This is a genomic window from Klebsiella sp. PL-2018 (assembly GCF_019048985.1).
Classification (GTDB): domain Bacteria; phylum Pseudomonadota; class Gammaproteobacteria; order Enterobacterales; family Enterobacteriaceae; genus Klebsiella; species Klebsiella michiganensis.
Genome location: NZ_CP077673.1, coordinates 5,217,337 through 5,241,009, shown reverse-complemented (window position 1 = coordinate 5,241,009; position 23,673 = coordinate 5,217,337). Strand labels below are relative to the sequence as shown.

At 53.7% G+C, this 23,673-nt stretch carries 21 protein-coding genes and 2 tRNA genes; 19 read left to right on the top strand and 4 right to left on the bottom strand.

Annotated features, from left to right (window positions below):
* Window positions 1-164: 164 nt before the first annotated feature.
* On the bottom strand, window positions 165-1,136 hold the full coding sequence (gene ispB, locus MKleb_RS24680) for an octaprenyl diphosphate synthase (protein WP_004854564.1): 972 nt from the start codon (window positions 1,134-1,136) through the stop codon (window positions 165-167).
* A 260-nt stretch (window positions 1,137-1,396) separates the two neighbouring features.
* On the opposite strand from ispB, the gene rplU reads away from it, so the two are divergent.
* The 4 genes from rplU (at window position 1,397) to cgtA (ending at window position 4,234) form a co-directional block, all read left to right on the top strand.
* Window positions 1,397-1,708, top strand: a complete 312-nt coding sequence (gene rplU / locus MKleb_RS24675) for a 50S ribosomal protein L21 (protein WP_004106123.1) — start codon at window positions 1,397-1,399, stop codon at window positions 1,706-1,708.
* Window positions 1,709-1,727: 19 nt separating this feature from the next.
* Window positions 1,728-1,985 carry a 50S ribosomal protein L27 gene (gene rpmA / locus MKleb_RS24670; RefSeq protein WP_003861831.1) on the top strand — a complete coding sequence of 86 codons (258 nt, stop codon included), beginning with the start codon at window positions 1,728-1,730 and terminating at the stop codon, window positions 1,983-1,985.
* A 95-nt stretch (window positions 1,986-2,080) separates the two neighbouring features.
* On the top strand, window positions 2,081-3,046 hold the full coding sequence (locus MKleb_RS24665; protein ID WP_217076311.1) for a DMT family transporter: 966 nt from the start codon (window positions 2,081-2,083) through the stop codon (window positions 3,044-3,046).
* A gap of 15 nt (window positions 3,047-3,061) precedes the next feature.
* Window positions 3,062-4,234 carry an Obg family GTPase CgtA gene (gene cgtA, locus MKleb_RS24660; protein WP_004125676.1) on the top strand — a complete coding sequence of 391 codons (1,173 nt, stop codon included), beginning with the start codon at window positions 3,062-3,064 and terminating at the stop codon, window positions 4,232-4,234.
* 45 nt (window positions 4,235-4,279) lie between these two features.
* Here cgtA and dacB read toward each other — a convergent pair whose 3' ends face one another.
* A complete protein-coding gene (gene dacB, locus MKleb_RS24655; protein WP_025108149.1) occupies window positions 4,280-5,713 on the bottom strand; it encodes a serine-type D-Ala-D-Ala carboxypeptidase in 1,434 nt (477 codons plus the stop codon).
* 234 nt (window positions 5,714-5,947) lie between these two features.
* Here dacB and greA point away from each other — a divergent pair, with 234 nt between their 5' ends.
* A complete protein-coding gene (greA, locus tag MKleb_RS24650) occupies window positions 5,948-6,424 on the top strand; it encodes a transcription elongation factor GreA (protein ID WP_004854554.1) in 477 nt (158 codons plus the stop codon).
* Between the two features lie 152 nt (window positions 6,425-6,576).
* On the opposite strand, the gene yhbY is transcribed toward greA, so the two are convergent.
* Window positions 6,577-6,870, bottom strand: a complete 294-nt coding sequence (gene yhbY / locus MKleb_RS24645; protein WP_004139797.1) for a ribosome assembly RNA-binding protein YhbY — start codon at window positions 6,868-6,870, stop codon at window positions 6,577-6,579.
* Between the two features lie 124 nt (window positions 6,871-6,994).
* On the opposite strand from yhbY, the gene rlmE reads away from it, so the two are divergent.
* The 6 genes from rlmE to MKleb_RS24615 all read left to right on the top strand — a co-directional run bounded on the left by rlmE (window position 6,995) and on the right by MKleb_RS24615 (window position 12,595).
* Window positions 6,995-7,624, top strand: a complete 630-nt coding sequence (gene rlmE / locus MKleb_RS24640; RefSeq protein ID WP_004106110.1) for a 23S rRNA (uridine(2552)-2'-O)-methyltransferase RlmE — start codon at window positions 6,995-6,997, stop codon at window positions 7,622-7,624.
* Window positions 7,625-7,723: 99 nt separating this feature from the next.
* Window positions 7,724-9,658: an ATP-dependent zinc metalloprotease FtsH gene (gene ftsH, locus MKleb_RS24635; protein WP_004854549.1), complete on the top strand. Its 1,935-nt coding sequence runs from the start codon at window positions 7,724-7,726 to the stop codon at window positions 9,656-9,658.
* A 98-nt stretch (window positions 9,659-9,756) separates the two neighbouring features.
* Window positions 9,757-10,605: a dihydropteroate synthase gene (folP, locus tag MKleb_RS24630; protein ID WP_025108148.1), complete on the top strand. Its 849-nt coding sequence runs from the start codon at window positions 9,757-9,759 to the stop codon at window positions 10,603-10,605.
* Window positions 10,598-11,935 carry a phosphoglucosamine mutase gene (gene glmM, locus MKleb_RS24625; protein WP_014226977.1) on the top strand — a complete coding sequence of 446 codons (1,338 nt, stop codon included), beginning with the start codon at window positions 10,598-10,600 and terminating at the stop codon, window positions 11,933-11,935. Before folP ends, glmM begins: the two co-directional genes overlap by 8 nt.
* A 229-nt stretch (window positions 11,936-12,164) precedes the next feature.
* A complete protein-coding gene (gene secG / locus MKleb_RS24620; RefSeq protein ID WP_004106103.1) occupies window positions 12,165-12,494 on the top strand; it encodes a preprotein translocase subunit SecG in 330 nt (109 codons plus the stop codon).
* Window positions 12,495-12,508: 14 nt separating this feature from the next.
* Window positions 12,509-12,595: transfer RNA gene (locus tag MKleb_RS24615), tRNA-Leu, on the top strand.
* Window positions 12,596-12,749: 154 nt separating this feature from the next.
* Here MKleb_RS24615 and argG read toward each other — a convergent pair.
* Entirely contained in the window at window positions 12,750-14,093 is a 1,344-nt protein-coding gene (gene argG, locus MKleb_RS24610; RefSeq protein ID WP_004106101.1) for an argininosuccinate synthase, read from the bottom strand.
* A 308-nt stretch (window positions 14,094-14,401) separates the two neighbouring features.
* Here argG and MKleb_RS24605 point away from each other — a divergent pair.
* From MKleb_RS24605 to pnp, 8 genes are all read left to right on the top strand, one after another.
* A tRNA-Met gene (locus MKleb_RS24605) sits at window positions 14,402-14,478 on the top strand.
* A 206-nt stretch (window positions 14,479-14,684) separates the two neighbouring features.
* The gene (gene rimP / locus MKleb_RS24600; protein WP_004125659.1) at window positions 14,685-15,137 is read left to right on the top strand and encodes a ribosome maturation factor RimP; all 453 of its coding nucleotides are present in this window, start codon (window positions 14,685-14,687) and stop codon (window positions 15,135-15,137) included.
* Window positions 15,138-15,164: 27 nt separating this feature from the next.
* On the top strand, window positions 15,165-16,652 hold the full coding sequence (gene nusA, locus MKleb_RS24595; protein ID WP_004854539.1) for a transcription termination factor NusA: 1,488 nt from the start codon (window positions 15,165-15,167) through the stop codon (window positions 16,650-16,652).
* 24 nt (window positions 16,653-16,676) lie between these two features.
* Window positions 16,677-19,367 carry a translation initiation factor IF-2 gene (gene infB / locus MKleb_RS24590; RefSeq protein WP_025108147.1) on the top strand — a complete coding sequence of 897 codons (2,691 nt, stop codon included), beginning with the start codon at window positions 16,677-16,679 and terminating at the stop codon, window positions 19,365-19,367.
* 91 nt (window positions 19,368-19,458) lie between these two features.
* Complete coding sequence (gene rbfA, locus MKleb_RS24585) at window positions 19,459-19,860, top strand: 30S ribosome-binding factor RbfA (protein ID WP_004106092.1); 402 nt, start codon at window positions 19,459-19,461, stop codon at window positions 19,858-19,860.
* A complete protein-coding gene (gene truB, locus MKleb_RS24580; RefSeq protein ID WP_014839629.1) occupies window positions 19,860-20,804 on the top strand; it encodes a tRNA pseudouridine(55) synthase TruB in 945 nt (314 codons plus the stop codon). The genes rbfA and truB overlap by 1 nt, the downstream gene beginning before the upstream one ends.
* Window positions 20,805-20,951: 147 nt before the next feature.
* On the top strand, window positions 20,952-21,221 hold the full coding sequence (gene rpsO, locus MKleb_RS24575; RefSeq protein WP_002918244.1) for a 30S ribosomal protein S15: 270 nt from the start codon (window positions 20,952-20,954) through the stop codon (window positions 21,219-21,221).
* Window positions 21,222-21,462: 241 nt separating this feature from the next.
* Window positions 21,463-23,601 (top strand): polyribonucleotide nucleotidyltransferase, encoded by a 2,139-nt coding sequence (pnp, locus tag MKleb_RS24570; RefSeq protein WP_009651902.1) that lies wholly within the window; start codon window positions 21,463-21,465, stop codon window positions 23,599-23,601.
* Window positions 23,602-23,673 lie beyond the last annotated feature (72 nt).

Here is a 23,673-nt window from a genome sequence, read left to right as displayed (position 1 = left end):
TTAATGGACGACAAAATGACTATACCGTGGGTTCCAGTAATGTTCTAACAAGTTCTTTTAATGGGTTTGATATTAGGAATATATCAAGGGATACGGCTGGTTCTTGGTTTTTTGACGCTTACTGGAACTTTTCCGCGGTTTGCGCGGGAAAGCAAGAGGAGGGGTTAGTGATCGCGTTGCACAGCGATGTGGGCAAGACCGATTAGCGCTTCACGCCACGGAGAATCGGGAAGGACCTGAAGCGCGGCAATCGCTTTATCAGCCTCTTCCTCCGCGCGTTTTTGGGTCCATTCCAGCGAGCCGCAGGTTGCCATCGTTTCCAGTACGGCGTCGAGAAGATGACGGCCATTACCCTGCTCAATCGCCCCACGGATCATGGCGGACTGCTCTGCGTTGCCGTGTTGCATAGCATGCAGCAGCGGAAGGGTGGGTTTGCCTTCATTCAGATCGTCACCGACGTTTTTACCCAGACGCTCACCGTCTGAACTGTAATCAAGCAGATCGTCGATCAGCTGGAAAGCGGTACCCAGATAGCGTCCGTAATCCTGTAACGCTTTCTCTTGTTCCGCGCTGCAGTCGGCCAGAATGCCGGAGCACTGGGCTGCGGCTTCAAACAAACGTGCGGTCTTGCTGTAAATGACCCGCATGTAGTTTTCTTCAGTGATATCCGGGTCGTTAACGTTCATCAGCTGCAGGACTTCCCCTTCGGCAATGACGTTAACGGCTTCCGACATCACTTCCAGCACTCTCAATGACCCAAGGCTGGTCATCATCTGAAAGGCGCGGGTGTAGATAAAATCACCGACCAGCACGCTAGCCGCATTGCCAAAAGCGGCGTTTGCGGTGGCTTTTCCCCGGCGCATATCAGACTCATCGACGACATCATCATGCAGCAGGGTGGCGGTATGGATAAATTCGATCAGCGCGGCAATGGCGACGTGAGCGTTTCCCTGATATCCAACGGCACGCGCGGCCAGTACGGCAATCATCGGGCGAATGCGTTTACCGCCTCCGCTAACAATGTAATAGCCTAACTGATTGATAAGCTGAACATCAGAGTCGAGTTGCTCAAGAATTGTCGCATTGACGCCCGCCATATCCTGCGCGGTTAACTCATTGATTTTTTCTAAATTCATCGCAAAAGCCGGGCCAAATGTCCTGTTACCGCGTATCCGAATGGGATCACAGAAGGATTAAGATAGAATTAAAAGAAGCTATGATTGTACTGAAAAATTGCCGTAGTTAAACGCTGGAGTGAAAGTTGTGTTTTTTTTCTGCGTTGATCGCTGATCGCTCTTGTCAAAGGCTCGCGTTTTGCGTAATATTCGCGCCCTATTGTGAATATTTATAGCGCACTCTGAATCATACGAAGAGGTGCGCGGAAGCGGAGTTTTATATGTACGCGGTTTTCCAAAGTGGTGGTAAACAACACCGAGTAAGCGAAGGTCAAACCATTCGCCTGGAAAAGCTGGACATCGCAACTGGCGAAGCTGTTGAGTTCGCAGAAGTGCTGATGATCGCAAACGGTGAAGAAATTAAAATCGGCGTTCCTTTCGTTGAGGGCGGCGTAATCAAAGCTGAAGTTGTTGCACACGGTCGTGGCGAGAAAGTTAAAATCGTTAAGTTTCGTCGTCGTAAACACTACCGTAAGCAGCAGGGCCATCGTCAGTGGTTCACTGATGTGAAAATTACTGGCATCAGCGCCTAAGACCTGAGGAGAGATTTAAATGGCACATAAAAAGGCTGGCGGCTCAACTCGTAACGGTCGCGATTCAGAAGCTAAACGCCTGGGCGTTAAGCGTTTCGGTGGCGAATCCGTTCTGGCGGGTAGCATCATCGTTCGTCAACGTGGTACCAAATTCCACGCTGGCACTAACGTAGGTTGCGGTCGTGACCACACTCTGTTTGCTAAAGCAGACGGTAAAGTGAAATTCGAAGTTAAAGGCCCGAACAACCGTAAATACATCAGCATCGTTGCTGAGTAAGTTTTTCGTGGTCCGGTAACGGATTAAAGCCCCGCAACGTGTTGCGGGGCTTTTTACATTGAAACCCCGGAAAATTTTCTGCAGGGAAAACGGGCATGAAGCAGCAGGCCGGCATCGGCATTATTTTAGCGCTCACCACGGCGATGTGCTGGGGTGCCCTGCCGATAGCAATGAAGCAGGTTCTTGAAGTGATGGAACCGCCGACGGTGGTGTTTTACCGCTTTTTGATGGCAAGTTTTGGTCTTGGCGCTATCCTCGCCATGAAAAGAAAGCTGCCCCCGCTGCGGATTTTTCGCAACCCGCGGTGGTTGGTACTGCTGGTTATTGCGACAGCGGGTTTGTTCGGTAACTTCATTCTGTTTAGTTCTTCCTTGCAATATCTCAGCCCCACCGCTTCCCAGGTGATTGGCCAGCTGTCTCCGGTCGGCATGATGGTGGCCAGCGTTTTTGTCCTTAAAGAGAAAATGCGCGGCACTCAGGTTGTGGGAGCGCTGATGCTGGTGAGCGGTCTGGTGATGTTTTTTAACACCAGCCTGATCGAGATTTTTACCCGCCTGACGGACTACACGTGGGGGGTAATTTTCGGCGTAGGTGCGGCGACGGTGTGGGTGTGCTACGGCGTCGCGCAAAAGGTGTTATTGCGCCGTCTGGCATCACAGCAAATCCTTTTTTTGCTGTACACTTTATGTACGATATCGCTATTGCCATTAGCGAAGCCTTCGCAGGTGCTGGCATTAAGCGACTGGCAGCTGGCCTGTCTGGTTTTTTGCGGGCTCAATACCCTGGTCGGCTACGGCGCTCTGGCGGAAGCAATGGCGCGCTGGCAGGCGGCGCAGGTGAGCGCGTTGATTACCTTAACGCCGCTGTTTACGCTGCTGTTTTCAGATTTATTATCACTGGCCTGGCCCGACGTTTTCGCCAGACCGCTGTTGAACCTGATGGGTTATCTCGGTGCGTTTGTCGTGGTTGCGGGCGCGATGTATTCCGCCGTCGGTCATCGTCTTGGGGGACGATGGCGTAAGCGAGAAGCGGTTGTGCCGCTCCCCCGCTCAGGCGAATGATTTACGGAGAGTAAAATGAAGTTTGTTGATGAAGCAACGATCCTGGTCGTAGCAGGCGATGGCGGCAATGGTTGCGTTAGCTTCCGCCGCGAAAAATATATCCCGAGAGGCGGCCCGGACGGCGGTGACGGCGGTGACGGCGGCGACGTCTGGCTTGAGGCGGACGAAAACCTCAACACCCTGATCGACTACCGTTTTGAGAAGTCTTTCCGCGCTGAGCGCGGGCAGAACGGTCAGAGCCGTGACTGTACCGGTAAACGCGGTAAAGACGTAACGGTGAAGGTACCGGTAGGGACTCGCGTCATCGATCAGGGCACCGGCGAGACGATGGGTGATATGACCAAGCACGGTCAGCGCCTGATGGTCGCCAAAGGCGGCTGGCACGGTCTGGGTAACACCCGTTTCAAATCGTCCGTTAACCGTACTCCACGTCAAAAGACGATGGGGACGCCGGGCGATAAGCGCGATCTGCAGCTGGAGCTGATGCTGCTGGCGGACGTCGGCATGCTGGGAATGCCGAATGCGGGTAAATCGACCTTTATTCGTGCCGTTTCCGCCGCGAAGCCTAAAGTCGCTGACTATCCGTTTACTACGCTGGTGCCGAGCCTCGGCGTGGTGCGTATGGACAACGAGAAGAGCTTCGTGGTGGCGGATATCCCGGGGCTGATTGAAGGCGCCGCTGAAGGCGCGGGTCTCGGTATTCGCTTCCTGAAGCACCTGGAGCGCTGCCGCGTGCTGCTGCATCTCATCGATATCGAGCCGATTGATGGTTCCGATCCGGTGGAGAACGCGCGGATTATTATCGGTGAGCTGGAAAAATACAGTGAGAAACTGGCTTCTAAGCCGCGCTGGCTGGTCTTTAACAAGATTGACCTGATGGACAAAGCTGAGGCGGAAGCGAAAGCGAAAGCTATCGCGCAGGCGCTGGGCTGGGAAGATAAGTTCTACCTGATTTCGGCGGCCAGCCAGCAGGGCGTAAAAGACCTGTGCTGGGACGTGATGACCTTTATCATCGAAAACCCGATTGTGCATGCGGAAGAAGCGAAGCCTGCCGAAAAAGTCGAGTTTATGTGGGACGACTACCACCGCCAGCAGCTTGAAGAAGCTGAAGTGGAAGATGATGAAGACTGGGATGATGATTGGGATGAAGACGACGAAGAAGGCGTTGAATTCATCTACAAACGTTAATCCTGAACAAACGAAAAGGGCCGCCAATGATGCGGCCCTTTTGCTTTAGTTGTTCTGATAGAGGTCTTTGTACAATCGGCTTTCGAACCGCACCAGTGGAATGCGGCGATTACGCTGGTCGGCCGGAGGCACCGCGTAGCCAGAAAGGTATTGCACGAACGCCATCTTCTGCCCGCTGGCCGTCGTGATGAAACCGGCCAGGTTATACACCCCCTGCAGTGAACCCGTTTTCGCCGAGACTTTGCCATCGACACCAGCCTGATGCAGGCCTGCGCGGTACTGCAGAGAACCATCATGGCCGGCCAGAGGCAGCATCGAGATAAAGTTGAGTTCATTATCGTGCTGGGCGATGTACTGCAGCACCTGCATCATCGTCGCGGGTGCGATGAGGTTATGGCGCGACAGACCTGAGCCATCGGCAATGATGGTATTCCCGAGATCGACGCCGGCCTGCTGACGTAAGATCTGCCGTACCGCATCGGAACCGGCTCGCCAGGTACCCGGTACGTTGAAGCGAGCGTGCCCAATGGTGCGGAATACCGTATCGGCGATCATGTTGTCCGATTTTTTCAGCATAATACGCAGCAGATCGTGCAGCGGCGCAGATTGTGTACTTGTCAGGACGGTACCCGGATCGTTTGCCAGCGTCTGGCGCAGCAGCGTGCCGCTCCAGGTGATGTCGGCGTCGGTCAGCTCAGCTTTCAGAATCGCACCGGCGTAGCTGGCGCCATCCTGAATGGCAAAAGCCAGCGGCAGCGGCTCGCTGCGCTGCGGCAGACAGCCGGTCAGGGTGTAACGGTTCAGATCGCCGGGAACCACGTCAAGCTCACAGTACTGCGCTTCAGAAGAGCCCCGGGGCAGCGTACGCACCTGGCTGAACATGGTCACCGGGTAGTAAGACGCCACGCGAATAAACGCCAGATCGCCCGGCTTTTGCGCGCTATAGAGCGAGATGGAGAAGCAGTTCCGATCGACAATCGCCGCCGCCGGCGGGGCGCTAAAGCACTGCGTCATATCGTTCCATGGCCAGCCAGGCGCTTTGTCATGGCTGGCGAAGATGGAGGTATCGATCAGCACATTACCTTCAATTCGCTGGACGCCTGCTTTCTTCAGCGTGGCCACCATATTACGAATATCCTGACGCCTGAGGGTAGGATCGCCGCCAAAGCGCGCAATGAGGTCGCCTTTCAGGACGCCGCCATCGAGGCTGCCTTTCGTTTCCAGCGTCGTGGTGAAGCGGAAGTCCGGACCCAGCTGCAGCAGCGCAGCAAGCGCGGTTATCACTTTTTGGGTGCTGGCGGGGAGCGCCATCTGCTGGCTATGGTAGTCTATCTCCGGCGTCGGGGATCCCACCTTCTGCGCCATAAAGGCAAGGTTTGCGCCCGCAGGAAGCTGATTGATGTACTCGTCAATATTCGCCGCCTGAGCGCTAAGCGCTATACCGGCAGTCAATCCGATGATAAATCTGGAAAATCGCATAATCTCGCGCTAACAACCTGAAACCAGTCCGTCATACTACGGTGCATCGCCCTGTAAAGTAAACGATGACCCATAGTGAACTTCAGGGTAAAATACGTATCAAATTGAAAATTGCTGCTGGCCTGGGGATGACTTTCCGGGTCGGTTTTCTTTTGCTCCGGCCCTGCTCAAGTCTTGACCGGCTGCGGAGCGGCGTTGTCTGCTCCATGAAGGAATGAAAAAGAGGTATAACAAATGCAAGCTATTCCGATGACCTTACGTGGCGCTGAAAAACTGCGCGAAGAACTGGATTTTCTGAAGTCCGTACGTCGTCCTGAAATCATCGCGGCCATCGCTGAGGCCCGCGAGCACGGCGATCTGAAAGAAAATGCTGAGTATCATGCTGCCCGTGAACAGCAGGGCTTCTGTGAAGGTCGCATTAAGGATATCGAAGCGAAGCTGTCGAACGCGCAGGTCATCGATATCACCAAAATGCCCAACAATGGCCGGGTGATTTTTGGTTCGACGGTCAGCGTTCTGAATCTCGATACGGATGAAGAGCAAACTTATCGTATCGTTGGCGATGACGAGGCCGATTTTAAGCAAAATCTGATTTCTGTAAACTCACCGATTGCACGTGGTTTAATCGGTAAAGAGCAGGACGATGTGGTGGTTATCCGTACACCGGGCGGGGAAGTCGAATTCGAAATTCTTAAGGTTGAGTACCTTTAATTCGAATTTAACGCTACGATGTTGATGGATTGTAAAGAAAGGAAAAAGGCCGCGTAGCGGCCTTTTATCAGCGTCCGGAGCATGGCATTTTGCTCGTCTACCCGCAGAAAACCCTCGATTTACACAAAGTTGTGTCGATAACCAGGATATTCTTAGCGTGGCAGCGAGATTTTACGCTCTTTAGTCGGGCGGTACAGAACCAGCGTTTTACCGATGACCTGTACATTACAGGCGCCGGTTTCGCGCACGATAGCTTCCACGATCAAGGTTTTAGTTTCGCGATCTTCCGAGGCGATCTTCACCTTGATAAGTTCATGGTGCTCTAACGCTTGTTCAATCTCGGCCAGTACCCCTTCGGTCAAACCATTGTTGCCAAGCATAACTACCGGCTTGAGCGGATGTGCCAGACCTTTCAGGTGCTGTTTTTGTTTAGTACTCAGATTCATCGTATTTTTTTGCTTACGTTGGGATTGAAAACGGTTCATTCTACCGCCATCTCCCATATATCGCCAAACTACCGCGTCGATTTTTACGTCGCGAAGTACGATGAACCCGAAATGGGAATGTTAAATGACAGGTAAAAAGCGTTCTGCCAGCTCAAGTCGTTGGCTTCAGGAACACTTTAGCGATAAATATGTTCAGCAGGCACAGAAAAAGGGGTTACGTTCCCGTGCCTGGTTTAAACTTGATGAAATACAGCAAAGTGACAAGATTTTTAAACCGGGGATGACGATAGTTGACCTCGGCGCTGCACCCGGTGGCTGGTCGCAATACGCGGTTACGCAGATCGGTAACAGCGGCCGCATCATTGCTTGCGATCTTTTACCTATGGATCCAATCGTTGGTGTGGACTTCCTTCAGGGCGACTTTCGTGATGAATTAGTCCTGAAAGCGTTACTTGAGCGTGTAGGTGACAGTAAAGTACAAGTTGTCATGTCCGATATGGCGCCAAATATGTGTGGAACACCGGCGGTGGATATTCCCCGGGCCATGTATCTGGTGGAACTGGCGCTTGGAATGGCTCGTGATGTATTAGCGCCAGGTGGTAGTTTTGTAGTGAAGGTGTTCCAGGGCGAAGGCTTCGATGAGTATCTAAGAGAGATTCGCTCCCTGTTTACGAAGGTCAAAGTTCGTAAGCCGGACTCTTCTCGCGCCCGTTCGCGTGAAGTGTATATTGTAGCGACCGGGCGTAAACCATAACCGGCAGATTTCAAACGAAAGTTTGAAAGACGCTGGATATAGAGTATCCTGACGCTGTTTTTAACACAGTTGTAATATGAGGTTAATCCCTTGAGTGACATGGCGAAAAACCTAATACTCTGGCTGGTCATTGCCGTTGTGCTGATGTCAGTATTCCAGAGCTTTGGGCCCAGCGAGTCGAATGGCCGCAAGGTGGATTATTCTACCTTCCTGCAGGAGGTCAATCAGGACCAGGTTCGCGAAGCGCGTATCAACGGACGTGAGATAAACGTTACCAAGAAAGATAGTAACCGTTACACGACCTACATCCCGGTGAACGATCCTAAGCTGCTTGATAACCTTCTGACTAAAAACGTCAAGGTGGTAGGTGAGCCGCCAGAAGAACCGAGCCTGCTGGCTTCTATCTTCATCTCCTGGTTCCCGATGCTGCTTCTTATCGGCGTCTGGATCTTCTTTATGCGCCAGATGCAGGGCGGCGGTGGCAAAGGCGCCATGTCGTTCGGTAAGAGCAAGGCGCGTATGCTAACGGAAGACCAGATCAAAACCACTTTTGCCGACGTCGCCGGTTGTGACGAAGCGAAAGAAGAAGTCGGTGAACTGGTTGAATACCTGCGCGAGCCGAGCCGTTTCCAGAAGCTGGGCGGTAAAATCCCGAAAGGCGTCCTGATGGTCGGCCCTCCGGGTACCGGTAAAACCTTGCTGGCAAAAGCCATCGCGGGTGAAGCAAAGGTACCGTTCTTTACGATTTCCGGTTCTGACTTCGTTGAAATGTTCGTCGGTGTGGGTGCATCCCGCGTGCGCGACATGTTTGAACAAGCCAAGAAAGCGGCTCCGTGCATCATCTTTATCGATGAAATCGACGCCGTCGGCCGTCAGCGTGGCGCTGGCCTGGGCGGTGGTCACGATGAACGTGAGCAGACGCTGAACCAGATGCTGGTAGAGATGGACGGCTTCGAGGGTAACGAAGGTATCATCGTTATCGCAGCAACCAACCGTCCGGACGTTCTTGACCCTGCGCTGCTGCGTCCAGGCCGCTTTGACCGTCAGGTTGTGGTCGGTCTGCCGGATGTCCGCGGTCGCGAACAGATTCTGAAAGTGCATATGCGTCGCGTACCGCTGGCGCCGGATATCGACGCGGCAATTATCGCCCGCGGTACGCCTGGCTTCTCCGGTGCTGACCTGGCAAACCTGGTGAACGAAGCTGCGCTGTTTGCCGCTCGTGGCAATAAGCGCGTTGTATCGATGGTTGAATTCGAGAAAGCGAAAGACAAAATCATGATGGGTGCGGAACGTCGCTCCATGGTGATGACGGAAGCGCAGAAAGAGTCCACCGCGTATCACGAAGCCGGTCACGCAATTATTGGTCGCCTGGTGCCGGAACACGACCCGGTGCACAAAGTGACGATTATTCCGCGCGGTCGCGCGCTGGGTGTCACCTTCTTCCTGCCTGAAGGCGACGCGATCAGCGCCAGCCGTCAGAAGCTGGAAAGCCAGATTTCTACCCTTTACGGCGGTCGTCTGGCGGAAGAGATTATCTACGGCGTAGAGCATGTTTCTACCGGTGCGTCGAACGACATTAAAGTCGCGACCAACCTGGCGCGTAACATGGTGACCCAGTGGGGCTTCTCTGACAAACTCGGCCCGCTGCTGTATGCCGAAGAAGAAGGTGAAGTATTCCTTGGCCGCAGCGTTGCGAAAGCGAAGCATATGTCCGATGAAACGGCGCGTATCATCGACCAGGAAGTGAAGTCACTGATTGAGCGTAACTACAATCGTGCACGCCAGCTTCTGAACGATAATATGGACATCCTGCACGCGATGAAAGACGCGCTCATGAAATATGAGACCATCGACGCCCCGCAGATTGATGACCTGATGGCTCGCCGCGATGTTCGCCCGCCAGCTGGCTGGGAAGAACCGGGCTCGTCCAATAATTCTGACAACAATGGCACGCCTCGTGCGCCGCGTCCGGTCGATGAACCGCGTACGCCAAACCCGGGTAATACGATGTCAGAACAGCTGGGCGACAAATAAGTTAGCCGTTATTGATGCTGTTGTACTTTTCTAAAACCCCTGAGCGTTTGCTCCGGGGTTTTTCTTTTTCAATCTTTCTCTGACTCAGGGATTTAGCGATGAAACTTGTAGCCCAGGGCTCAACCCTCGATCTCTCTCACCCACATGTGATGGGTATTCTTAACGTTACCCCGGATTCGTTCTCTGATGGCGGGACCCACAACACGCTGGTCGAAGCCGTGAAGCATGCCAATCTGATGATCAATGCCGGGGCGACTATCATTGATATCGGTGGGGAATCGACGCGTCCGGGGGCGGCAGATGTCAGCGTCGAGGAAGAGCTGGCGCGAGTCATTCCGACGGTAGAAGCGATTGCCCAGCGCTTTGAAGTCTGGATTTCCGTTGATACCTCAAAGCCGGAGGTGATCCGCGAGTCAGCGCGTGTTGGCGCGCATATCATCAATGATATCCGCTCGCTGACCGAACCGGGAGCGCTGGAGGCGGCGGCTGAAACGGGCTTGCCGGTGTGCCTGATGCATATGCAGGGTCAGCCGAAGACAATGCAGGATGCCCCGAAGTACGCGGACGTGTTTGCTGACGTTGAGCGCTTTTTTATCGAACATATTGTGCGTTGCGAACGGGCCGGTATCGCAAAAGATAAATTGTTGCTCGACCCGGGATTTGGTTTCGGTAAAAATCTTTCTCATAATTATGAACTGCTTGCCCGACTTGGGGGATTCCATCATTTTGGTCTTCCGCTGCTGGTAGGCATGTCACGTAAGTCGATGGTAGGTCAGTTGCTGAATGTCGGGCCGACGGAACGCCTGAATGGCAGCCTGGCTTGCGCAGTCATTGCTGCAATGCAGGGCGCGCAGATTATTCGCGTCCATGATGTCAAAGAAACGGTAGAAGCGCTGCGCGTGGTTGAAGCTACCCTGGCCGCTAAGGAAAATAAACGTTATGAGTAACCGCAAATATTTTGGAACGGATGGTATTCGTGGCCGCGTAGGCGATGCGCCAATAACGCCAGAATTTGTATTAAAGCTGGGCTGGGCGGCGGGTAAAGTGCTGGCACGCCACGGTTCACGGAAGATTATTATTGGTAAAGATACCCGTATTTCAGGGTATATGCTGGAGTCCGCGCTGGAGGCTGGCCTGGCCGCCGCGGGATTATCCGCTTCTTTTACCGGCCCGATGCCAACGCCGGCAATTGCCTATCTGACGCGCACCTTCCGCGCGGAAGCCGGGATTGTGATTTCGGCTTCACATAATCCGTTCTATGACAACGGCATCAAATTCTTCTCTATCGAAGGTACCAAGCTTCCGGATGAGGTAGAAGAAGCCATTGAAGCCGAAATGGAAAAAGAGCTGACCTGCGTGGATTCCGCCGAGCTGGGTAAAGCCAGTCGTATCGTCGACGCCGCCGGTCGCTATATCGAGTTTTGCAAAGGCACCTTTCCGAACGAGCTGAGCCTCAATGCTTTGAAGGTGGTAGTCGATTGCGCTCACGGGGCGACTTATCATATTGCGCCAAATGTTTTCCGCGAGCTGGGCGCTCAGGTTATTGCGATGGGCTGTGAGCCTGATGGCCTCAACATCAATGAAGAGGTCGGGGCGACGGACGTTCGTGCTCTGCAGGCACGCGTGCTGGCGGAGAAAGCCGACCTGGGTATTGCCTACGATGGCGATGGCGATCGGGTCATCATGGTGGACCACGAAGGCAACAAAGTCGACGGTGACCAGATCCTCTATATCATTGCCCGTGAGGGGCTACGCCAGGGGCAGCTACGGGGCGGTGCCGTCGGGACGCTCATGAGCAACATGGGCCTTGAACTGGCGCTCAAACAGCTGGGCATTCCTTTCGTTCGCGCGAAGGTGGGCGACCGCTATGTGCTGGAGAAGCTGCAGGAGAAAGGCTGGCGCATTGGCGCAGAAAACTCCGGTCATGTGATCTTACTGGATAAAACCACGACGGGGGATGGGATTGTCGCCAGTCTGCAGGTTGTGGCGGCGATGGTGCGTAACCATATGAGCCTGCACGACCTGTGCAGCGGAATGAAAATGTTCCCGCAGCTTCTGGTTAACGTACGCTTTACTGAAGGTAGCGGTAACCCGCTGGAACATGAGCATGTAAAAGCGGTAACGGCTGAAGTGGAAGCGGCGCTGGGCAATCGGGGTCGTGTACTGCTGCGTAAATCAGGTACAGAGCCGCTGATTCGCGTTATGGTGGAAGGTGAGCACGAAGAGCAGGTGCACGAATTTGCCCACCGTATCGCCGATGCCGTAAAAAGCGTTTAATCTCTCTTGCTAAGTGATTAAAAAGGCGACGCTTGCCGCCTTTTTAATCGACAAAAAATCGCTTTTTGCTGTTTTTTTCCGCACTTGATACAATGCGCTGAAATTGCCCTTGCGAAGGTCATTCGCTTTGGTTAGTATTCACACCCGCTTCAGTGGGAAACGTTAAAACGTCCCGCTTTATTGGTCGAAGCACTTGGTATGCGGCAAATCCGCAAGGAACAGGTTGATTATGTACGAAGCTCTTTTAGTTGTTTTCCTTATTGTGGCAATTGGCCTTGTGGGTCTGATTATGCTGCAGCAAGGTAAAGGCGCTGATATGGGAGCCTCCTTCGGAGCAGGCGCTTCCGGCACTCTGTTTGGATCCAGCGGTTCTGGTAACTTCATGACCCGTATGACTGGTATCCTGGCTGCGCTGTTCTTCATCATCAGTCTGGCGCTGGGCAATATCAACAGCAACAAGACCAATAAAGGAAGTGAGTGGGATAACCTGAGCGCGCCGAAAACTGAGCAAACTCAGCCGACCGCGCCGGCGCAGCCGAGCAGCGACATCCCGCACTGATAAGCAGTATCCGTACCGAGGTGGTGGAATTGGTAGACACGCTACCTTGAGGTGGTAGTGCCCTAACGGGCTTGTGGGTTCGAGTCCCATCCTCGGTACCAATTTCCTGAAGAAAGACGCTGAAAAGCGTCTTTTTTTTCGTCCCGAAAAAGTTGAGCAGCTGCATCAGCGGCAGATATGTCACTCCGGTTGGGTTCGGGATTTTTCTGCATAAAAAAGGCCGCGTTAGCGGCCTTTGCGAATTTCTCTGCAGCGTTACTTCGCTTTATTTTCGAGGTTTTCCACCTGCGGCAGGCCAGTTGCGGAAGACGCGGTTAGCAGTCCAGACTGCGCGTAGCCAAACAGCTTATCGCGAGTATCGGTGATATCCAGGTTGCGCATCGTCAGCTGGCCGATACGATCCTCAGCGGAGAACATCGAGTCACCTTTTTCCATCGTCAGACGCTCTGCTTTATAGGTCAGATTATCAGAGACGGTATTCAGGATGGAGTAGTCGTTGCCGCGACGCAGTTCAAGCGTCACTTCGCCGGTAATTTGGCTTGCTACCCAGCGCTGCAGGCCGTCGCGCAGCATCAGCGCCTGGGAATCGAACCAGCGCCCTTGATACAGCAGCCGACCCAGCTGACGACCGTGCGCGTGGTATTGCTCAATGGTATCTTCGTTATGAATACCGGTCAGCAGACGCTCATAGGCAATATGCAGCAGCGCCATTCCCGGGGCTTCATAGATGCCGCGGCTCTTCGCTTCGATGATACGGTTTTCGATCTGATCGCTCATACCCAGACCATGACGGCCGCCGATGCGGTTAGCCTCCAGCATCAGTTCAACGTCATCGCTAAAGGTCTGCCCGTTCAGCGCAACAGGATGGCCCTGTTCAAAGCGAACGGTGACTTCTTCCGCAGGGATTTTGACGCTTTCATCCCAGAACTTGACGCCCATAATCGGGTTCACAATCTTGACGCTGGAGTTCAGGAATTCAAGATCTTTAGCTTCGTGCGTCGCGCCCAGCATATTGGAGTCGGTTGAGTAGGCTTTTTCAACGGACATTTTATAGTCAAACCCACAGGAGATCATAAACTCTGACATCTCCTGGCGGCCGCCTAACTCGTCGATAAAGTCGCTATCCAGCCACGGTTTGTAAATTTTCAGCTCAGCGTTGGTCAGCAGGCCGTAACGATAGAAACGTTCGATATCGTTGCCTTTATAGGTACTCCCGTCGCCCCAGATGTTAACACCGTCTTCCTTCATTGCGGCGACCAGCATGGTACCGGTCACTGCGCGGCCCAGCGGCGTAGTATTAAAGTAGGTCAACCCGCCGGTGGTGTTATGAAATGCGCCGCACTGGATCGCGGCAATGCCTTCCGCAACCAGCTGCTTACGGCAGTCGATCAGACGAGCCCCTTCAGCACCATACTCTTTGGCACGACGAGGAATGGCCTCGTAATCGTCTTCGTCTGGCTGTCCCAGATTGGCGGTATATGCATAAGGGACTGCTCCCTTTTTACGCATCCACAGCAGCGCGGCGCTGGTATCCAGCCCACCAGAAAAAGCAATACCAATACGTTGGCCAACCGGGAGATGCTTGAGAATCGTCGTCATAAAATAAAACCCTGCTAGATAGACTGTGGTGAGTTTGACTCAACAATCTTTATTGCATGTTTATGCATTAATTGTGAGTTTTCATTTAATCATCTTTTGCTGGCGACAGGAAGAGGCTGAGCCGCTTTTTGCCAAAAAACCCAGAAATACCAGCATGAACCGAAACCTGGCAATGTGAAATTCATGTTGACAAAATATATGAAGTATCAATACAATTCACTACGATTTTATGTCCCGTCTCTCGGTACCAAATCCCAGCAGTATTTGCGTCTTTTACTCAAAACGAGTAAAATATGCCACGTTTCAGGCGCGGGGTGGAGCAGCCTGGTAGCTCGTCGGGCTCATAACCCGAAGGTCGTCGGTTCAAATCCGGCCCCCGCAACCACTTTCCCATTAAGTACTTTTTCAAATATACTGTGAGGACCGGGTCCTTCGTAGACGAATTTGAAAGAATTCTTCTGGAAAGTGTTCCAGATCGCAGTTGCGATCTCAGGGTTCAGTTATCTAAAGCCCCGATTTATCGGGGTTTTTTGTTATCTGACTTCAGAATAACTGGGCTATACGCCCTTTTTTTATGTCTTGGGGGTGGGTTTGTCCACATTAGAGCAAAAATTAACAGAGATGCTCACAGCGCCAGTTGAAGCGCTTGGCTTTGAGCTGGTCGGCATCGAATTTATTCGCGGTCGCACGTCCACACTGCGCATCTATATTGATAGTGAAGATGGCATCAATGTTGATGATTGTGCTGATGTGAGCCACCAGGTCAGTGCTGTTATGGACGTAGAAGACCCGATTACAGTCGCTTATAACCTGGAAGTTTCTTCTCCAGGTCTCGATCGTCCTATGTTTACCGCCGAGCACTATGAGCGTTTCATCGGCGAAGAAGTTTCGCTGGTTTTGCGCATGGCGGTACAGAACCGACGCAAATGGCAGGGCCTTATCAAAGCGGTAGACGGTGAGATGATCACGGTAACCGTCGAAGGCAAAGATGAAGTGTTCGCGCTGAGTAACATCCAGAAGGCGAACCTGGTTCCCCACTTTTAACAGTCTGGATTGAGGTGAAAGGCCCCGATGAACAAAGAAATTTTGGCTGTTGTTGAAGCCGTTTCCAACGAAAAGGCGCTGCCGCGTGAGAAAATTTTCGAAGCGTTGGAAAGTGCGCTAGCAACGGCTACCAAGAAAAAATATGAGCAAGAGATCGACGTTCGCGTAGAAATCGATCGTAAAAGCGGTGATTTCGACACATTCCGTCGCTGGCTGGTTGTTGAAGAAGTGACCCAGCCGACTCGCGAAATCACGCTGGAAGCTGCGCGTTTCGAAGATGAAAGCATGAATCCTGGCGATTACGTCGAAGACCAGATTGAGTCTGTCACCTTTGACCGTATCACTACGCAGACCGCGAAGCAGGTTATCGTACAAAAAGTACGTGAGGCCGAACGCGCAATGGTCGTCGATCAGTTCCGTGAGCACGAAGGTGAAATCATCACGGGCGTAGTGAAGAAAGTGAACCGCGACAATATTACGCTGGATCTGGGCAACAACGCTGAAGCCGTGATCCTGCGCGAAGACATGCTGCCGCGTGAGAACTTCCGTCCGGGTGACCGTATCCGCGGCGTACTGTACGCAGTTCGTCCGGAAGCGCGCGGCGCGCAGCTGTTCGTGACTCGCTCCAAGCCGGAAATGCTGGTTGAACTGTTCCGCATTGAAGTTCCGGAAATCGGTGAAGAAGTTCTCGAAATTAAAGCGGCGGCTCGCGATCCTGGCTCTCGTGCCAAAATCGCGGTTAAAACCAACGACAAGCGCATCGATCCGGTTGGCGCCTGCGTCGGTATGCGCGGCGCGCGCGTTCAGGCAGTCTCGACTGAACTGGGCGGCGAGCGTATCGATATCGTGCTGTGGGACGATAACCCGGCGCAGTTCGTGATTAACGCCATGGCTCCGGCTGACGTCGCATCTATCGTGGTAGATGAAGACAAGCACACCATGGATATCGCAGTAGAAGCGGGCAACCTGGCGCAGGCCATTGGCCGTAACGGTCAGAACGTCCGTCTGGCGTCTCAGCTGAGCGGCTGGGAACTCAACGTCATGACCGTTGATGACCTCCAGGCTAAGCATCAGGCTGAAGCCCATGCAGCGATTGATACCTTCACTAAATATCTTGATATTGATGAAGATTTCGCCACGCTGCTGGTTGAAGAAGGTTTCGCCACTCTGGAAGAGCTGGCCTATGTGCCAATGAAAGAACTGCTGGAAATTGACGGTCTGGATGAAGCGACCGTTGAAGCACTTCGTGAGCGGGCGAAAAACGCGCTGACCACGCTGGCGCTGGCCAAAGAAGAGAGCCTGGGTGACAGCAAACCTGCCGACGATCTGTTGAATCTGGAAGGTTTGGATCGCGCTCTGGCATTCACCCTGGCCGCCCGTGGTGTTTGTACGCTGGAAGATCTCGCCGAGCAGGGCATTGATGATCTGGCTGATATCGAAGGCTTGACCGACGAGAAAGCCGGAGAACTTATCATGGCCGCTCGTAATATTTGTTGGTTCGGCGACGAAGCGTAATAAACTGTAGCAGGAAGGAACAGCATGACAGATGTGACCATTAAAGCGCTGGCCTCGGAGATTCAGACCTCTGTGGATCGCCTGATACAGCAATTTGCTGATGCAGGGATCCGCAAATCGGCTGATGATTCTGTGACCGCGCAAGAGAAGCAAACCTTGTTGACGCACCTGAACCGTGAACACGGCTCAGCGCCCGACAAGCTGACGCTGCAGCGCAAAACGCGCAGCACGTTAAATATTCCGGGTACCGGTGGAAAGAGTAAGTCGGTACAAATCGAAGTCCGCAAGAAACGCACCTTTGTGAAACGCGATCCGCAAGAGGCCGAACGCCTTGCCGCGGAAGAGCAGGCGCAGCGTGAAGCGGAAGAGCAAGCCCGTCGTGAGGCAGAAGAAGCTGCCAAACGCGAGGCGCAATTAAAAGCTGAACGTGAGGCCGCAGAACAAGCGAAACGTGAACTCGCCGATAAAGCGAAACGTGAAGCCGCGGAAAAAGACAAAGTGAGCAATCAACAAACCGACGATATGACCAAAACCGCCCAGGCTGAAAAGCAACGCCGCGAAAACGAAGCTGCGGAGCTGAAGCGCAAATCGGAAGAAGAAGCACGCCGCAAACTTGAAGAAGAAGCGCGCCGTGTAGCGGAAGAAGCACGCCGTATGGCTCAAGAAAATGAAAAGAACTGGACTGAAGCGCCAGAAACCCCTGAAGAGACCACTGACTATCACGTAACGACTTCTCAGCATGCGCGTCAGGCTGAAGACGATAACGATCGTGAAGTTGAAGGCGGTCGCGGCCGTGGACGTAATGCGAAAGCAGCGCGTCCGGCTAAGAAAGGCAACAAACACGCTGAATCGAAAGCCGATCGTGAAGAAGCCCGTGCGGCCGTTCGCGGCGGTAAAGGTGGCAAGCATCGTAAAGGTTCTGCTCTGCAGCAAGGCTTCCAGAAGCCGGCTCAGGCGGTTAACCGTGATGTTATCATCGGCGAAACCATCACCGTTGGCGATTTGGCCAACAAGATGGCCGTCAAAGGTTCTCAGGTCATCAAAGCGATGATGAAGCTGGGCGCCATGGCGACGATTAATCAGGTTATCGACCAGGAAACCGCACAGCTGGTTGCCGAAGAGATGGGCCACAAAGTTATCCTGCGTCGTGAAAACGAGCTGGAAGAAGCGGTAATGAGCGACCGTGACACCGGCGCTGCGGCTGAACCGCGCGCACCGGTTGTGACCATCATGGGTCACGTTGACCACGGTAAAACCTCTCTGCTGGACTACATTCGTTCAACGAAAGTGGCCTCTGGCGAAGCGGGCGGCATTACCCAGCACATCGGTGCGTACCACGTCGAAACCGACAACGGTATGATCACCTTCCTGGATACCCCGGGTCACGCCGCGTTTACCTCTATGCGTGCTCGTGGTGCGCAGGCGACGGATATCGTGGTTCTGGTTGTGGCGGCAGACGACGGCGTAATGCCGCAGACTATCGAAGCTATCCAGCACGCGAAAGCGGCGCAGGTACCTCTGGTGGTTGCGGTGAACAAAATCGATAAGCCGGAAGCGGACCTGGATCGCGTTAAAAACGAGCTCTCTCAGTACGGCGTTATGCCGGAAGAGTGGGGTGGCGAAGCGCAGTTCATCCCTGTATCCGCTAAAGCCGGTACCGGTATTGACGATCTGCTGAATGCTATCCTGCTGCAGGCTGAAGTTCTGGAGCTGAAAGCGGTTCGCAACGGTATGGCGAGCGGCGCGGTTATCGAATCTTTCCTCGATAAAGGTCGTGGTCCGGTTGCCACCGTTCTGGTACGCGAAGGTACGCTGCATAAAGGCGACATCGTCCTGTGCGGTTTCGAATACGGTCGCGTTCGTGCGATGCGTAACGAACTGGGTCAGGAAGTGCTGGAAGCGGGTCCGTCCATTCCGGTGGAAATCCTTGGCCTGTCAGGTGTACCGGCTGCCGGTGACGAAGTGACCGTTGTGCGTGACGAGAAAAAAGCACGTGAAGTTGCGCTGTATCGTCAGGGTAAATTCCGTGAAGTTAAACTGGCTCGTCAGCAGAAATCTAAGCTTGAGAACATGTTCGCCAACATGACCGAAGGCGAAGTTCACGAAGTGAACATCGTCCTCAAAGCGGACGTGCAGGGCTCTGTGGAAGCGATCTCCGACTCCTTGCTGAAACTGTCTACCGACGAAGTGAAAGTGAAGATTATCGGTTCCGGCGTAGGTGGTATCACCGAAACCGACGCGACCCTGGCGGCCGCATCCAACGCGATTCTGGTTGGCTTCAACGTACGTGCTGATGCATCCGCACGTAAAGTTATCGACGCGGAAAGCCTGGATCTGCGCTACTACTCCGTCATCTACCATCTGATCGACGAAGTGAAAGCAGCGATGAGCGGCATGCTGTCTCCGGAACTGAAACAGCAGATCATTGGTCTGGCTGAAGTCCGTGATGTGTTCAAATCGCCGAAATTCGGCGCCATCGCAGGCTGTATGGTTACCGAAGGTACGATCAAGCGTCATAACCCAATCCGCGTCCTGCGCGACAACGTGGTTATCTATGAAGGCGAGCTGGAATCCCTGCGCCGCTTCAAAGATGACGTTAACGAAGTTCGTAACGGTATGGAGTGTGGTATCGGCGTTAAGAACTACAACGACGTTCGCGTTGGCGATATGATCGAAGTGTTCGAAATCATCGAGATTCAACGTACCATCGATTAATCGTTTAGTAGGCCGGGGAAGCGCAGCGCCACCCGGTTATACAAAATTAAAGGGGGCCGCGTGGCCCCCTTATTTGTCTGGAGAATTTATTATGGCGAAAGAATTTGGTCGCCCGCAGCGCGTGGCCCAGGAGATGCAAAAAGAGATCGCAATCATCCTGCAACGCGAAATTAAAGACCCGCGTCTGGGCATGATGACGACCGTTTCAGGCGTTGAAATGTCCCGCGACCTGGCCTATGCCAAAGTGTTTGTGACCTTCCTGAACGACAAAGACGAAGCCGCCGTGAAAGCGGGGATCAAGGCCTTGCAGGAAGCATCTGGTTTTATCCGCTCGCTGCTGGGCAAAGCGATGCGCCTGCGTATCGTGCCGGAACTGACTTTCTTCTACGACAATTCATTAGTCGAAGGGATGCGCATGTCGAACCTGGTGACCAGCGTGGTAAAACATGACGATGAACGTCGTGTGAACCCGGACGACAGTAAGGAGGACTAATGAGTCGTCCTCGTCGTCGCGGCCGTGACGTGCATGGCGTACTGTTGCTGGATAAACCGCAGGGCGCATCCAGCAACGACGTGCTGCAGAAAGTTAAGCGGCTTTATAATGCTAATCGGGCAGGGCACACCGGGGCGCTGGATCCGCTGGCGACCGGTATGCTGCCGATTTGCCTTGGGGAAGCGACAAAGTTTTCCCAGTATCTGCTCGATTCTGACAAGCGCTACCGCGTCATTGCCAGGCTTGGCCAGCGCACCGATACCTCTGATGCCGATGGCCAGGTGGTGGAAGAGCGTCCGCTGACTTTTAGCCCGGAGCAGCTGGCGGCAGCGCTCGACGGCTTCCGTGGCGAAACCCAGCAGGTACCGTCGATGTATTCGGCGCTGAAATACCAGGGGAAAAAGCTGTACGAATATGCCCGACAGGGGATTGAAGTACCGCGTGAATCCCGGCCGATTACGGTGTACGAGCTGCTGTTTATTCGCCATGAGGGGACGGAGCTCGAGCTGGAGATTCACTGCTCGAAAGGCACCTACATTCGCACGATTATTGATGATTTAGGCGAGAAACTCGGGTGCGGTGCGCACGTCATTTTCCTGCGTCGCCTGGCTGTCAGTAAATATCCCGTCGAACGGATGGTGACGCTGGAGCAGCTGCAGGCGCTTGTCGAACAAGCACATGCGCAGGATATTCCCGCAGCCCAGCTGCTGGACCCGCTGCTGATGCCGATGGACAGTCCGGCTTCGGATTACCCGCTGGTGAATATTCCGGAAACCTCGGCCGTCTACTTTAAAAACGGTAACCCGGTGCGGACATCGGGCGCGCCGCTGCAGGGGCTGGTTCGCGTTACTGAAGGCGCTGAAGAGAAGTTTCTTGGTATGGGTGAGATGGATGATGAAGGCCGCGTGGCGCCTCGTCGTCTGGTGGTTGAATACCCTGTCTGAGCGCTTTCCTTGCGATAAAAGGCTGCTGCGAGTAGAATATCGCCGCTTAACACTCGCCAACGTGTTTTAACATTTGCGAGCGTTATATCAGGGGTTGCTGAATTAGAGATCGGCACCCTTTCTTTCTTTTAATTTTGGAGTTCGAAAATGTCTCTAAGCGTTGAAGCTAAAGCAAAAATCGTTTCTGAGTTCGGTCGTGGCGAAAACGACAGCGGTTCTACTGAAGTTCAGGTTGCACTGCTGACTGCACAGATCAACCACCTGCAGGGTCACTTTGCAGAGCACAAAAAAGATCACCACAGCCGTCGTGGTCTGCTGCGCATGGTTTCTCAGCGTCGTAAACTGCTCGACTACCTGAAACGTAAAGATGTTGCACGTTACTCTGCGCTGATCGAGCGTCTGGGTCTGCGTCGCTAATTCTGCGAGTTTCAGAAGAAGGGGCCTCACGGCCCCTTTTTTCGACCGGGCGGCAGCAATTCATTAAAAACTCATGTATTGTTGCTATTAATGATCTTCATGCAGAGGTTCGCGCGGCTAATGAGAGGCTTGACTCGCAGGGGCGGGTAAAGGTTGTCATTAGTCGCGAGGATGCAGAAGATCGGGTCATACGATGTCTTATCGTGGATTTGACATCATCTATAGATAAAAGGATAGAATTTTGCTTAATCCGATCGTTCGTAAATTCCAGTACGGCCAACATACCGTAACGCTGGAGACCGGCATGATGGCGCGCCAGGCAACTGCCGCCGTTATGGTTAGCATGGATGACACCGCGGTATTCGTTACCGTTGTGGGCCAGAAAAAAGCGAAGCCAGGCCAGGATTTCTTCCCGCTGACCGTTAACTATCAAGAGCGTACCTACGCTGCAGGTAAAATCCCGGGTGGTTTCTTCCGTCGTGAAGGCCGTCCGAGCGAAGGCGAAACCCTGATCGCGCGTCTGATTGACCGCCCGGTTCGCCCGCTGTTCCCGGAAGGCTTCGTTAACGAAGTTCAGGTTATCGCGACCGTGGTTTCCGTTAACCCGCAGGTTAACCCGGATATCGTCGCGATGATCGGCGCTTCCGCAGCGCTGTCCCTGTCCGGTATTCCGTTCAACGGCCCAATTGGCGCCGCTCGCGTGGGTTATATTAATGACCAGTACGTGCTGAACCCGACCCAGGAAGAGCTGAAGTCCAGCAAACTGGATCTGGTTGTCGCAGGTACCGAAGCCGCAGTACTGATGGTTGAATCCGAAGCTGAACTGCTGAGCGAAGACCAGATGCTGGGCGCGGTCGTGTTTGGTCACGACCAGCAGCAGGTGGTTATTCAGAACATCAACGATCTGGTGAAAGAAGCCGGTAAGCCGCGCTGGGACTGGCAGCCGGAAGTGGTTGATGCGGCGCTGAACGCGCGCGTTGCCGCGCTGGCTGAATCTCGCCTGAGCGATGCTTACCGCATCACCGACAAACAGGAGCGCTATGCTCAGGTTGACGTGATCAAATCCGAAACTATCGCGACCCTGGTTGCGGAAGATGAAGCTCTGGACGCTAACGAACTGGGTGAAATCCTGCACGCAATCGAGAAAAACGTGGTGCGTAGCCGCGTACTGGCCGGTGAGCCGCGTATTGATGGTCGTGAAAAAGATATGATTCGTGGTCTGGACGTTCGTACCGGCGTTCTGCCGCGTACCCACGGTTCCGCACTGTTTACCCGTGGCGAAACTCAGGCGCTGGTTACTGCGACCCTGGGCACCGCACGCGACGCGCAGAACATCGATGAACTGATGGGCGAGCGCACGGACTCCTTCCTGTTCCACTATAACTTCCCTCCGTACTCCGTAGGCGAAACGGGAATGGTCGGTTCTCCGAAGCGTCGTGAAATCGGTCACGGTCGTCTGGCTAAGCGCGGCGTACTGGCCGTGATGCCGACTATCGAAGAGTTCCCGTACACCGTTCGCGTGGTTTCTGAAATCACCGAATCTAACGGCTCCTCCTCCATGGCTTCCGTCTGTGGCGCTTCTCTGGCACTGATGGACGCAGGCGTGCCGGTGAAAGCCGCCGTTGCGGGTATCGCAATGGGTCTGGTGAAAGAAGGCGACAACTTCGTTGTACTGTCTGACATTCTGGGCGATGAAGATCACCTGGGCGATATGGACTTCAAAGTAGCGGGTTCCCGCGAAGGTATCTCTGCTCTGCAGATGGATATCAAAATTGAAGGTATCACCAAAGAGATCATGCAGGTTGCTCTGAACCAGGCTAAAGGTGCGCGTCTGCACATCCTGGGCGTGATGGAACAGGCGATTAACGCGCCGCGCGGCGATATCTCTGAATTCGCACCGCGTATCCACACGATCAAGATCAGTCCGGACAAAATCAAAGACGTTATCGGTAAGGGCGGTTCCGTTATTCGTGCGCTGACCGAAGAAACCGGCACCACTATCGAAATCGAAGATGACGGTACCGTGAAGATCGCGGCAACCGACGGCGACAAAGCGCAGCACGCGATTCGCCGTATCGAAGAGATCACCGCTGAGATCGAAGTTGGCCGTATCTATAACGGTAAAGTGACCCGTATCGTTGACTTTGGCGCGTTTGTTGCCATTGGCGGCGGTAAAGAAGGTCTGGTTCACATCTCTCAAATCGCCGACAAGCGCGTTGAGAAAGTGACCGACTATCTGCAGATGGGTCAGGAAGTGCCGGTTAAGGTTCTGGAAGTTGACCGTCAGGGCCGTGTCCGTCTGAGCATCAAAGAAGCAACTGAACAAACTCAGCCTGCGGCTGCGCCGGAAGCTCCGGCTGCCGAACAGCAGGGCGAGTAAGGTTGCCGTTTGCCCTCCGCATTGCGGAGGGCGCATTGCGGGCAGGACGCCCTGTTTGCAGCCGGGGAACTG